Raw genomic sequence first — 12,254 nt, forward strand, 5'->3', positions numbered from 1 at the left:
CTTACTTGGAGGCCAGTTCGGCGGCCTTGTCGGCGCCTTCGTCCATGGTCTGGGCCAGGGTCACCAGGGGGTGGTTGGCCTCGGCGAGGATCTTGCGACCCTCGTCGACGTTGTTGCCGTCGAGACGCACGACCAGCGGCTTGGTGGCCGTGTCACCGAGCACCTCGAGCGCGCCGACGATGCCGTTGGCGACCGCGTCGCAGGCGGTGATGCCACCGAAGACGTTGACGAACACGCTCTTGACCTGCGCGTCGCCCAGGATCACGTCGAGGCCGGCCGCCATCACCGAAGCCGAGGCGCCGCCGCCGATGTCGAGGAAGTTGGCCGGCTTCACGCCACCGTGCGCCTCGCCCGCGTAGGCGACGACGTCCAGGGTCGACATGACCAGACCGGCGCCGTTGCCGATGATGCCGACCTCGCCGTCGAGCTTGACGTAGTTGAGGTCGTTCTCCTTGGCCTTGAGCTCGAGCGGATCGGTCGCGTCGACGTCGGCGAACGCGAGGTGATCGGGGTGGCGGTACTCGGCGTTCTCGTCGAGGGTGACCTTGCCGTCGAGGGCGAGGATCTCGTCGCCGGGGGTGCGCACCAGCGGGTTGACCTCGACCAGGGTCGTGTCTTCCTTGGTGAAGACCTCCCACAGCTTCTGGATGGTCACGGCCGCGGCGTCGAGCACCTCGGCGGGCAGGTGGCCCTTCTCGGCGATCTCACGGGCGAAGGTCAGGTCGACACCCTTGGCGGCGTCCACCGGGATCTTGGCGAGGCGCTCGGGCTTGGTCGCGGCGACCTCTTCGATCTCCATACCGCCCTCGACCGAGCACATGGCCAGGTAGGTGCGGTTCGAGCGGTCGAGCAGGAAGGAGATGTAGTACTCCTCCGCGATGTCCTTGGCCTCGGCGACCAGGAGCTTCTTGACGATGTGGCCCTTGATGTCGAGGCCGAGGATGTTCTGCGCGTGCGTGAACGCCTCGTCCGGGGTGGCGGCGTACTTGACGCCACCGGCCTTACCGCGCCCGCCCACCTTGACCTGCGCCTTGACCATGACCGGCTTGCCGATTTCCTCGGCAATGGCGCGTGCTTCTTCGGCCGTGTCGCAAACACGACCCTCGGACGAAGGCACTCCGTGCTTAACGAAGAGCTCCTTCGCCTGATATTCGAAGAGATCCATGTACTCACCGTCTCGTCTGCGTTGCTATGACAACGTCTTTGTTGGGGGCCCGGCACGCCGAAGCGACTGCTTGCGGGTCGCTCGAAAGGGTCAGCTTGCGGGTCGGGTCGGACTCTAACCAGTCACATGGAGGGCCAAACGGCCACGTTCATCCTAAGTGGCGCAGGTCACGACACGTTACGGGAGGTCCGGAAAACCGCTGGCCAACGCTACTGGCGAGTAGTTTTGCGGCCGCGTGAGACCCCGTGGCAGGTCGGAACACTTAAAGTCCCGGCATCTCACGATCTACTACGTTTTGTCGTCGACACACCTCACCCACGACCCCGGCGGTCGGTGAGTTGCTGCATTGCGATACGGTGACGAATCTCACACGTAGGTGTAGGTTTCTCACCAGCGCTTGCCACTGTGCAATCGCTTCGTTACCGTCAGTGCGGTCGAAGTCACAACCAGGTCACGACACCAGGTCACGACTGGCAAGTCAGGACTGAGGAGGACGACAAGCTTGAGGAACGTCAGGCGTAGCCGATGAACCACCGCTCCACCTTCCCAGTTGAAGATCGAAGCAGCTCCGGCCACCGTTACCGCCACGCACCCGCCACCGCCGCCGCATGGCCCAGGAACACGGCCCCGAGCACCGATTCTTGGCACTCCCAGAACAGTTGGTCCGACGACTCGGCCTGGACTCCCGCCGAAGACGAATGGACCGCCGACGAGTCCACCGCATACGACACCGGGGCCTACGCCCCCGCGTGGGCGCCCGTCGACACCGAAGCACCGGCCCCGCAACCGCATCAGCCGCATCGCGCCGAACGCCGTGGCGGTGCGCACCGCGTCCCCGCCCCGCCCACCGCGCTGAAGGGCCGCGCCGCGGTCATCGCGGTGGCGGCAGGCGCCGTGGTCGCCGCCGGCCAGGCCGCGATGGCCGACCCCGGCCAGTCCACCTCCGGCGTCGACTACGAGGCCGCCGGGCAGATCCACGAGATCGCCGCCCAGTCGATGAACACCGCCGAGGTCGCCGAACAGGCCACCGGATCGTCCCCGCAGGTGCTCGAAGCCACCGCGATCGCCGACAAGAGCCAGTTCGACGACATCCTCGCCAAAGGCCAGAAGTTCGCCGAAGACCTGGCCGCCCAGGAATCCGCCAAACTGCGGCCCCTGTTCGCCAAATTCACCAACGGCAACTACACCTCCGGTTTCGGCGCCCGCTGGGGCGTGCAGCACCTCGGCATCGACGTGGCAGGCCCGATCGGCACCCCCATCTACGCGGTCGCCGACGGCACCGTCGTAGAAGCGGGCCCCGCATCGGGTTTCGGCATGTGGGTGCGTGTGCTGCACGACGACGGCACCATCACCATCTACGGCCACATCGACACCGCGACGGTCACCGCGGGCGAGCGAGTGATGGCCGGCGACCAGATCGCCACCATGGGCAACCGCGGGTTCTCCACCGGCCCACACGTGCACTTCGAGGTGTGGCAGAACGGCACCGACAAAATCGACCCGGTCCCGTGGCTGGCCACCCGAGGCATCAGCCTCGGCTACCAACGAGACTGAGCACGGCCCGCCTCTCCGCGTCTTTTGGCCGGACCCAGGTGGTTGACCGAGTGACGTTGGCGGCCGGCGGGATCCAAGTGGGCCGGATCAGCTGTGATTGGGCAGTTACCCATGTGCTCACCTGCCTCTGCACGACCTCCGATGGGCATTGTGCATGAGACGAGGCGCACCCTTCCTTCGGTTCGGATGCGGGGATAGCGTTTCGGTATGGGTGGTACGACGAAGTACACGCAGTTCATCTCGTTGGCGCCGGAATCGGTATGGAACGTGCTGGCCGATCTCGAGCGGTGGCCGGAGTGGAACCCGGGGGTGCGGTCGGTACGGATGCACGGGCCGGTCGCCGTCGGCGCCACCGGAGATTATGTGCCGAACGGCAACGCGTCGGCCCGGATCCACCACCGATTCGCGGCGCCGTTCACCGTGGTCGCTGCCCAAGCGTGTCGTGAGCTGCGCATCGAACAACCCGAACCCGCGGGCACGATGCATCTCACCTGGCGCTTGACGCCGCGCGACGGTGGCACCGAGGTCACCCAGGAACTGCGGTTCACCGGTCCGTCCGCGGCGGCCACCCGGGCGGTGGTCCGGCCGTTCATCGAAACCGATGTGCGGGTGAACTTCTCGCGGCTGGCCCGGCTGGCCGGGGTCGTTCCCGCCGACGACGCGCTCAACGTGGTGATCGCGGGCGGCACCGGCGCGCTGGGTCTGCAGATCGCCGCCGACCTGACCTCTCGTGGGCAGCGTGTCACCCTGCTCACCCGCCGCCGCAACCCGGCCCTACCATTTCGCCAGACCGAGTGGGACGGGCGCTCCATCGGCGCCTGGGCCACCGAACTGCGCGAACCCGGTCGGCTCGCGGTGATCAACCTGGCGGGAAAACTCGTCGACTGCAGGCCCACCGAACGCAATATCGCCGAACTACGCGCCAGTCGGGTCGATTCCACCACGGCCCTGGTCGCCGCCGCGGCCCTGCGCGACACCCCCGTCGACTACTGGGTGCAGGCCGGCACCACCGCCATCTGGTCGGATGCGGGCGAAACCCGCTGCACCGAAACCACCCCCGTCCCCGCCGGGCTGCCGCAGATGACCGGCGTCGCCCAGCCGTGGGAACAGGCGTTCGACCCAGCCCGCGCCGACCATTGGACGATCCTGCGCACTTCCATCGTCCTCGACCCCGACGCCCCGGCGCTCAAACGCCTGACCCAGCTCACCAAGGCCGGTCTCGGCGGCCGCGTGGGCCCCGGCGATCAGTGGTTCAGCTGGATCCACATCGAAGACTGGCTGGCCGTCGTCCGCGCCGCGCTCGGCCTGGACCCGGATCTGGCGCTACCCAGTGGGATTCTCGTCGCCGCCACCGAATTCCCCGTCCGCAACAGCGAACTCATGACCACGCTGCGCCGCATCCTGCGCCGCCCACCGGCCCCGCCGACACCGAAGGCCGTGCTCAACGTCGGGGCCGCGCTCCTGCGCAGCGACCCCGCCCTGGGCCTGACCGGCCGCCACGCCACCTCCGAAGTCCTGCACAAGGCAGGCTTCACCTTCCGCTACCCCACCCTCGACGAAGCCCTCACCGACCTGCTGCCGCACCGATCCGGCGTCACAACTTCACGATCGTTCGACTGAACTGCGGGATCAGCCGGATCTTGCCTGCGGTCCCGAAGTCGATGGTGACCGTGGCCAGCGGCCCGACCCCATCGGCGGCGACGACCCGGCCCAGCCCGTACTTGTCGTCGGTGACCCGATCACCCACGGCGAGCACGAGATCGGTGTTGTTGCGCTTCACCGCGCCGCCGGGCGCGGGCCGGCGGCCACCGGTGCCGCCCCGCACGCCGGGCCGCTGATCCCATCCGTCGCCACGGGTCCAGTCCCGATCGAAACCACTGTCGTCCCCGCGCCGCCGCCCACGCTGCACCTGCGACACCGCAGGTTCCAGCCTGCGCCAATCCAGCAGGTGCTGCGGAATCTCCTGCAGGAAACGCGATTCCGGATTCGACACCGGCTGCCCCCACCCCGAGCGCACCACCGCGCGCGAGAGGTAGAGCCGCTGCCGCGCACGGGTGATACCCACATAGGCCAGCCGGCGTTCCTCGGCCAGCTCGTTCGGGTCGCCCAGGGCGCGCATGTGCGGGAACTGCCCGTCCTCCCAGCCGGTCACGAAGACCACGGGGAATTCGAGCCCCTTGGCGGTGTGCAGGGTCATCATGGTGACCACACCGGTGCCCTCGTCGGGAATCTGGTCGGTATCGGCGACCAGCGACACCCGTTCCAGGAAAGCCGCCAGCGAACCTGGTTCGGGTTCGCCGTCGCCCACCTCGGGCAGCAACCCTTCCTCGCGAGCGGCCTCGGCATTGTTGAACGCCTCGGAACTGAATTCGCGGGCCACGCTGACCAGTTCGTTGAGGTTGTCCAGCCGCGCACCGTCCTGCGGGTCGTCGGAAGCTTCCAGGTCGGCGCGGTAGCCGGTGCGGTCCAGCACCGCGTCGACCACATTGCCGACATCGGGGTAATCGCTGTCGGCGCGCTGCCCGGCCGCGCGGATCTCGTCGAGCAGGTCGAGGAAACCGGCGATGGCCCGCTGCGCACGGGTGTTCAGCAATGCCACCTTGCCCTCGGCGGCATCGCGCAACGCGGCGGCGAACCCGATGTCGCGCTGTTCGGCGTGCACCGCCACGCAGGCTTCGGCGCGATCACCGATCCCGCGCCGCGGGGTGTTGAGGATGCGGCGCAAACTCACCGCGTCGTCGGGGTTGGCCAGCACGCGCAGATAGGCGACCACATCGCGCACTTCCTTGCGCTCGTAGAACCGCACCCCGCCGACCACCTTGTACGGCAGGCCCATCCGGATGAAGATCTCTTCGAGCGCACGCGAATTGTTGTTGGTGCGGTAGAACACCGCGACGTCACCATAGGTGGCCTCGCCCGCGTCGACGAGCCGGTCGATTTCCTTGGCGACGAAGGAGGCCTCGTCGTGCTCGTTGTCGGCGACGTAGCCGGTGATCAGCTCGCCCGCACCGGAATCGGTCCACAGCTTCTTCTCGCGCCTGCCCTCGTTGCGCGCGATCACCGCGTTCGCGGCGGACAGGATGTGCTGGGTGGAGCGGTAGTTCTGCTCGAGCAGAATGGTTTCCGCATCAGGGAAATCGCGCTCGAATTCCTCGATGTTGCGGATCGTGGCCCCGCGGAAGGCGTAGATCGACTGATCGGCGTCGCCCACCACGCACAGTTCGCTCGGTTCCACCGCCTGCTCGTCGGTGGTTTCGCTGTGGTGTCCGACGAGCTCGCGCACCAGCACGTACTGGGCGTGGTTGGTGTCCTGGTACTCGTCGACGAGTACGTGCCGGAACCGGCGCCGGTAGTACTCGGCCACCTGCGGGTGGTTCTGCAGCAGCGCGACCGTCTCACCGATCAGGTCGTCGAAGTCCAGCGCGTTGGCCGCGCGCAGCCGCTTCTGGTACTCGGCGTAGATCCGGGCCACCAGCGCGGGCAGCTCGGTCTCGTCGTTCTCGGCGTCGGCGGCGGCGCGTGCCGGTCCGATCAGTTCGTTCTTCAGATTGGAAATTGCCGTGGACAGCAGCCGCGCCGAATATTTCTTCGTATCGATCTCGAAATCGCGGCTGATCATCGTCAGCAACCGGCGCGAATCATCGGCGTCGTAGATGGAGAAATTGGAATTCAACCCCGGCAGCAGCGCGGCCTGCATTCGCAGAATACGCACACAGCTGGAATGGAAAGTGGACACCCACATGCTGGCCGCGCGCGGGCCGACCAGCCCGGCCACCCGCTCCCGCATCTCGGCAGCAGCCTTGTTGGTGAACGTGATCGCCAGGATCTGCCCGGTCTGCACGCCCCGCGCCGCCAGCAGATAGGCGATACGGCGCGTCAGCACCGCGGTCTTGCCCGAGCCGGCGCCGGCCACGATCAGCAGTGGGGCGCCCGCGTGCACCACCGCAGCGCGCTGTGGCGGATTCAGCCCCTCGAGCAGCCGTTCGGTCTGTTCGGCACGCTGCTGTTCGCGCTCGGCACGGCGCTGCTGCTGTTCGGCGCTGTGCCGGGCCGCCGCCTCGGCCAAACCCCCGGACGCGCCGGTGCCACCGCCCTCGCGATCCGGTAGCGCGGCGGTGTTCGGCGCGGCGACCGGTTCGCTGGGATCGGCGCCTGAGGCAGTGGCTGCGGTATTGGGAGCGACCGTGATGTCCATCGTCTGTCCACGCTACCGGCGGGCACCGACAGGCAGCCAACTGCCACCACCGCGGCCGGGCCCCGGCAAACCACCGGCGAACCGCCGCGTCCGGCCCGTCGGCGGCGATCGTGTGAATGTTCTCAGGGGATTCACAAACACAACTGTTTTGCTTACCTACAGGACCGTGGCAGACTGGGCCACATGTTCAGCGCTTCTCCGCGTGCTCGGATCGGCTACCGATCCGATACCGTGGGCAATGGGCGCGACCATTTGCGCACTCTCCGGGGGGATCAGGTACCGCCCCACCGGAAAAGTTTCAGGGTGAAGGAACAGATCGGGTAACAGGCCGTCCAGTCCGACCGATCCAAGTTCTGACACGAGGAGATGAATGATGAGCACCCCTGCTACGACGACCGGGTCCGATTCGGCGCTGCCGCAATCCGAGGCGGAGATCGAAAAGCTTCGCCTCGAGATCGACGAGCTCGACGCCACCATTCTCGCCGCGATCAAACGCCGCAGCGAGATCTCCCGGATCATCGGTCGCACCCGGATGGCCTCCGGGGGTCCGCGCCTGGTCCACAGCCGCGAGATGAAGGTGCTCGAGCGCTTCAGTGAGCTCGGCCAAGAGGGTCACACCCTGGCCATGCTCCTGCTGCGCCTCGGCCGCGGACGCCTCGGCCGGTAAGACCCCACGAACCACGCGGCGACCACCCAGTTCGCCGCTCACCAGAAGCCGCCCCGGGTGTGAAACCATCCCCGGGGCGGTATTCGTTTCTCAGGCCAGCGCGATGTACTTCGTGTTCAGGTACTCCTCGATCCCCTCGGTGCCGCCCTCGCGACCGAACCCGGATTCCTTCACACCGCCGAACGGTGCGGCCGGATCCGAGATCACTCCCCGGTTCACCCCCACCATCCCGGTTTCCATGGCCTCCGAGATGCGCAGCGCACGGTCCAGATCGCGCGTGTAGACGTAGCTGACCAGCCCGTACCGGGTGTCGTTGGCCGCGGCGACCCCCTCGTCCGCACTGTCGAAGGCGACGATCGGCGCCACCGGTCCGAAGACTTCCTCGCGCAGGATCCGGGCGGCCGGAGGCACCTCGCTCAGGACCGTGGCCGGATAGAACCAGCCCGGCCCGTCGGGCACCTCGCCGCCGAGCAGCCGTTTCGCGCCGACGGCGACGGCATCGTCGACCAGTTCGCTCACGGTCTCGCGCTGATCGGCACTCACGAGCGGACCCAAGGTGGTCGCCGGATCGGTGCCCGGCCCCAGCACCACCGTGTCCGACATGGCGGCCACCAGCTTGTCGGTGAACTCCGTGAGCACCCCGCGCTGCACGTGGAACCGGTTGGCCGCGGTGCACGCCTCGCCACCGTTGCGCAGCTTCGCCTGCATCGCCCCCGCCACCGCCGCGTCGATGTCGGCGTCGTCGAACACCACGAACGGCGCGTTGCCGCCGAGTTCCATCGAGGTGCGCAGCAACCGGTTCGCCGAGGCTTCGACGAGCTTCTTGCCCACCCCGGTGGAACCGGTGAAGGTGAGCTTGCGCAGGCGCGGGTCGTCGATCAGTGGGCCGGTGACGGCGCCGGAACGCCGGGTGGTGAGCACCGACAGCACCCCGTCGGGCAGGCCCGCTTCGCTACAGAGCCTGGCCAGCGCCAGCATCGTCAGCGGCGTCGCCGAAGCCGGTTTGACGATCATCGTGCACCCCGCCGCCAGCGCGGGCCCGATCTTGCGGGTGCCCATCGCGAGCGGGAAATTCCACGGCGTGATCGCCAGGCACGGTCCCACCGGCTGCTTGGCGACCATGATCCGCCCCGCCCCCGACGGCGCGTGCAGGTACCGCCCGTGCACCCGCACCGCCTCTTCGCTGAACCAGCGGAAGAACTCCGCGCCGTAGCGCACCTCGTTGCGGCTCTCGGGCAGCGCCTTGCCCATCTCGAGGGTCATCAGCAACGCGAACTCCTCGGCCCGCGCACTCAGCTGCTCGAACACCTCGCGCAGGATCTCTCCGCGTTCCCGCGCCGAGGTGGCCGCCCACGCCGGCCCCGCCTCCACGGCCGCGTCCAGCGCCCGCATCGCGTCGTCGGGAGTCCCGTCGGCGACCTGCGCCAACACCGACCCGTCGGCGGGATTGCGCACGTCGAACGTGCCACCCCCCTCAGCTTCCACGGGCCCGGAACCGATCCACAAACCCTTCGGTACGAATTCGAGTACGTCACGTTGGGACACCATCTCGCCAGCCTAAGCCGCCATCGCAACCCCGGCCACGATCCAGAACAAAGATGTCGCCACCCGCCGGTCCCGCCCTGCCGCACACCAGCTACCCACCCCACCGAAACCATCACCCCACCCGGGCTACGCACCCCCGACAAACCCGCCGCTCGACCGAGCCGACGCGCCAACCAACCCTGTAAGCTCCGGATTCGTGAGCAGCGACATCACCGCGTCGGCGGCCTGGCAGGCACTGCACAACAATCACCGCACCGTCGCACCCCTGCATCTGCGGCAGTTGTTCGCCGAGGATCCGGCGCGCGGCCGTGAGCTGACGTTGCGGGTGGCGGACCTGCACATCGACTACAGCAAACATCGCGTCACTCGCGAAACCTTGCGACTGCTGGTCGATCTCGCGCGCGCGGCCGGAGTCCCGCAGCGCCGCGATCAGATGTATTCCGGCGAGCACATCAACACCTCCGAAGACCGCGCCGTCGGCCATATCGCGTTGCGCCTGCCGGTGGGTGATCAGCTGTGCATCGACGGCACCGATGCCGATGCCGAGGTGCACGACGTACTGCGCCGGATGGGTGAATTCGCCGATTCGGTGCGCTCGGGCCGGTGGCGCGGGGCCACCGGTGAGCGGATCACCACGGTGGTCAATATCGGTATCGGTGGTTCGGATCTGGGGCCCGACATGGTGTGTCGCGCATTGCGGCACTACGCCGATGCCGGAATCGAGGCCCGGTTCGTGTCGAATGTCGATCCGGCCGATCTGGTTTCCACGCTCGCCGGTCTGGATCCGGCGCGCACATTGTTCATCGTGGCGTCCAAGACGTTTTCGACGCTGGAAACGCTCACCAATGCGACGGCGGCGCGCCGCTGGCTGGTGGCCGCTCTGGGCGAGGAAGCGGTCGCCAAGCATTTCGTGGCCGTGTCGACCAATGCGGAGCGGGTGGCCGCGTTCGGCATCGACACCGCGCACATGTTCGGTTTCTGGGATTGGGTGGGCGGCCGCTATTCGGTGGATTCGGCCATCGGCCTGTCGGTGATGGTGACCATCGGCAAGGAGCAGTTCGGCGAGTTCCTCAGTGGAATGCACGCGGTGGACACACATTTCGCGACGGCGCCGCTGGAGGCGAACGGCCCGGTACTGCTGGCCATGCTCGGGATCTGGTACTCGAATTTCTTCGGCGCGGAATCGCGTGTGGTGCTGCCGTACTCGCACGATCTGCGCCGGTTCCCGGCCTATCTGCAGCAATTGACGATGGAGTCCAACGGTAAGTCGGTGCGCGCCGACGGAACGCCGGTGACGACTTCGACCGGTGAGATCTTCTGGGGTGAACCGGGTACCAACGGCCAGCACGCGTTCTATCAGCTCCTGCACCAGGGCACCCGCCTGATCCCGGCCGATTTCCTCGGTTTCGCACGCTCGACCGACGATCTGCCCACGCGTGACGGCACGGGCAGCATGCAGGACATTCTGGTGAGCAACCTGCTGGCCCAGTCCAAGGTGCTGGCTTTCGGCAAGACCGCCGAGGAGATCGCCGACGAGGGCACCGACCCGGAGTTGGTGCCGCACAAGGTGATGCCGGGCAACCGCCCCAGCACCACCATCTTGGCTCCCGAACTCACTCCGGCGACGGTGGGTCAGTTGATCGCGCTCTACGAGCACCAGGTGTTCGTCGAGGGGATCGTGTGGGGCATCGACAGTTTCGATCAGTGGGGTGTCGAGCTGGGCAAGCAGCAGGCGCAGGCGTTGATGCCGCTACTGGGCGGCGTGCAGGAGCCGGAGTCGGCGGGCGATTCCTCGACCGACGAGCTCATCGCGTGGTACCGGGCTCATCGCCACTGACTTTGTTCGCCGCCGCCGTCGCGGCGCGGATCCGGCCGGTCACGCTGGAGGTGATGATGGTGAGCAGCGTGCCGAGCACGACCAGGTCGAACACGATCTGCACCATCGTCACGACGCGGGCGGCCTGGCCGACGGCGCGCACGTCGCCGTAGCCGACGGTGCCGAGGGTGACCAGCGTGTAGTACAGGGCGTCGGTGCGCGTCTCGAGTCCGACGAACTGGTCCGGATGTAGCTGCTGCAGCCGGTAATAGAACAGTGCGAACACCGCACCGACCACGCACACGATGAGCAGTAGTCCGTCGACCTGCCCGCCGGCGGCGGTGGGCGCGCGCAGATAGGTCTGCACCCGCCGCCACACCATCCACCCCAGTCCGGCGACACCGGCGAAGAACGCGAGCACTCCCACCGCCTGCCCCGGCCACGCGTCGACCTCGAACACCCGTCCCACCGGCACGCTGTAGTAGAACAGCAGCGTGAACAGGGCCGCGGCACCGTTGCGCTGCGCATGACCGGGGAAGAACCGACCTGGCGTCATCAGTCCATGATTGCGCCGAGTTCGCCAATTCGGCGTTGTACGCGCCGATGGATCAGTGCACGCGGTAGCCGCTGCCCGCCGCGGTCAGTACGAGATCGGCGCGGTGTCCACTCGCGGCAACCAGTTCGGCGTTGCGCAGATCGCTGCTGGTCACCTTGTGGCGCGCCTCGTCCGGTGTCCGGCCGCCGGTGGTGTGCCGGTCGAGCAGTCGTTCGGTGAGGACCGGTCGCGGCGCGTCCAGGTACCAGCATTGGTCCAGCAGCCCGCGCACTTCGGCCCAGCCAGGCGCCTCGGCCTCGGTCAACAGCAGGTAGTTTCCCTCGACGATGACAATGCGTTCGTCGCGCACGACCACGCCATTGTCGGTGGGCTCGTCGATCGCCCGATCGAACAGCGGCCACGGCACCGGGTCGCCGACCGGCGTGTCCCGCAACAACCGCAGGTCAGCGACGAAACGTGACGCGTCGAAGGTGTCGGGTTCGCCCTTGCGCGCCAGGGCGTTGCGGGCCCGCAGCACATCGTTGCGCAGGTGATAGCCGTCCATCGGTGCGACGACCGCCGGTCGGCCGGCCCGGACCAGCTCGACGTGCAGCAGCTGCGCCAGTGTCGATTTCCCGGCACCCGGCGGGCCGGCGATCCCCAGCAGGAACCGCTCGTTGCGCACCGGGATGCGTTGGGCCAGTTCGCCGACCGACAGCACCTCGTTCGCGCAGGTCACCCTGTCCACCCTACCGAGTCGACGGCCGCCGGACCTCG

The 12,254-nt window shown here is 67.8% G+C and carries 9 protein-coding genes; 4 read left to right on the forward strand and 5 right to left on the reverse strand.

Features of this window, described 5'->3' with window-relative positions; all coding sequences use genetic code 11:
• Position 1: 1 nt before the first annotated feature.
• On the reverse strand, positions 2-1,165 hold the full coding sequence (gene sucC, locus ACFO5K_RS16305) for an ADP-forming succinate--CoA ligase subunit beta (RefSeq protein ID WP_378562745.1): 1,164 nt from the start codon (positions 1,163-1,165) through the stop codon (positions 2-4).
• Positions 1,166-1,690: 525 nt separating this feature from the next.
• On the opposite strand from sucC, the gene ACFO5K_RS16310 reads away from it, so the two are divergent.
• Together ACFO5K_RS16310 and ACFO5K_RS16315 are read left to right on the forward strand one after the other, a co-directional pair.
• Positions 1,691-2,719, forward strand: coding sequence for a M23 family metallopeptidase (locus ACFO5K_RS16310; RefSeq protein WP_378562748.1), 1,029 nt, complete (start codon positions 1,691-1,693; stop codon positions 2,717-2,719).
• A gap of 207 nt (positions 2,720-2,926) precedes the next feature.
• The gene (locus tag ACFO5K_RS16315) at positions 2,927-4,339 is read left to right on the forward strand and encodes a DUF1731 domain-containing protein (protein ID WP_378562751.1); all 1,413 of its coding nucleotides are present in this window, start codon (positions 2,927-2,929) and stop codon (positions 4,337-4,339) included.
• On the opposite strand, the gene ACFO5K_RS16320 is transcribed toward ACFO5K_RS16315, so the two are convergent.
• Positions 4,314-6,914, reverse strand: a complete 2,601-nt coding sequence (locus tag ACFO5K_RS16320) for a UvrD-helicase domain-containing protein (protein WP_378562753.1) — start codon at positions 6,912-6,914, stop codon at positions 4,314-4,316. The two genes, ACFO5K_RS16315 and ACFO5K_RS16320, sit on opposite strands and share 26 nt — an antisense overlap.
• Positions 6,915-7,287: 373 nt before the next feature.
• Between ACFO5K_RS16320 and ACFO5K_RS16325 the strand changes: the two genes are divergently transcribed.
• Positions 7,288-7,581: a chorismate mutase gene (locus ACFO5K_RS16325; RefSeq protein ID WP_378562755.1), complete on the forward strand. Its 294-nt coding sequence runs from the start codon at positions 7,288-7,290 to the stop codon at positions 7,579-7,581.
• Positions 7,582-7,671: 90 nt separating this feature from the next.
• Here the strand turns inward: ACFO5K_RS16325 and ACFO5K_RS16330 are convergent, their stop codons facing one another.
• The gene (locus ACFO5K_RS16330) at positions 7,672-9,129 is read right to left on the reverse strand and encodes an NAD-dependent succinate-semialdehyde dehydrogenase (RefSeq protein ID WP_378562757.1); all 1,458 of its coding nucleotides are present in this window, start codon (positions 9,127-9,129) and stop codon (positions 7,672-7,674) included.
• A gap of 193 nt (positions 9,130-9,322) precedes the next feature.
• Here ACFO5K_RS16330 and pgi point away from each other — a divergent pair, with 193 nt between their 5' ends.
• On the forward strand, positions 9,323-10,963 hold the full coding sequence (pgi, locus tag ACFO5K_RS16335; protein WP_378562760.1) for a glucose-6-phosphate isomerase: 1,641 nt from the start codon (positions 9,323-9,325) through the stop codon (positions 10,961-10,963).
• Here pgi and ACFO5K_RS16340 read toward each other — a convergent pair.
• Together ACFO5K_RS16340 and ACFO5K_RS16345 are read right to left on the reverse strand one after the other, a co-directional pair.
• Positions 10,932-11,498 (reverse strand): potassium channel family protein, encoded by a 567-nt coding sequence (locus ACFO5K_RS16340; RefSeq protein ID WP_378562763.1) that lies wholly within the window; start codon positions 11,496-11,498, stop codon positions 10,932-10,934. The genes pgi and ACFO5K_RS16340 overlap by 32 nt on opposite strands.
• Positions 11,499-11,550: 52 nt before the next feature.
• Entirely contained in the window at positions 11,551-12,216 is a 666-nt protein-coding gene (locus ACFO5K_RS16345; protein WP_378562766.1) for a nucleoside triphosphate hydrolase, read from the reverse strand.
• Positions 12,217-12,254: the final 38 nt, after the last annotated feature.

It is taken from the genome of Nocardia halotolerans (genome assembly GCF_042650145.1).
Taxonomy (GTDB): Bacteria; Actinomycetota; Actinomycetes; order Mycobacteriales; family Mycobacteriaceae; genus Nocardia; species Nocardia halotolerans.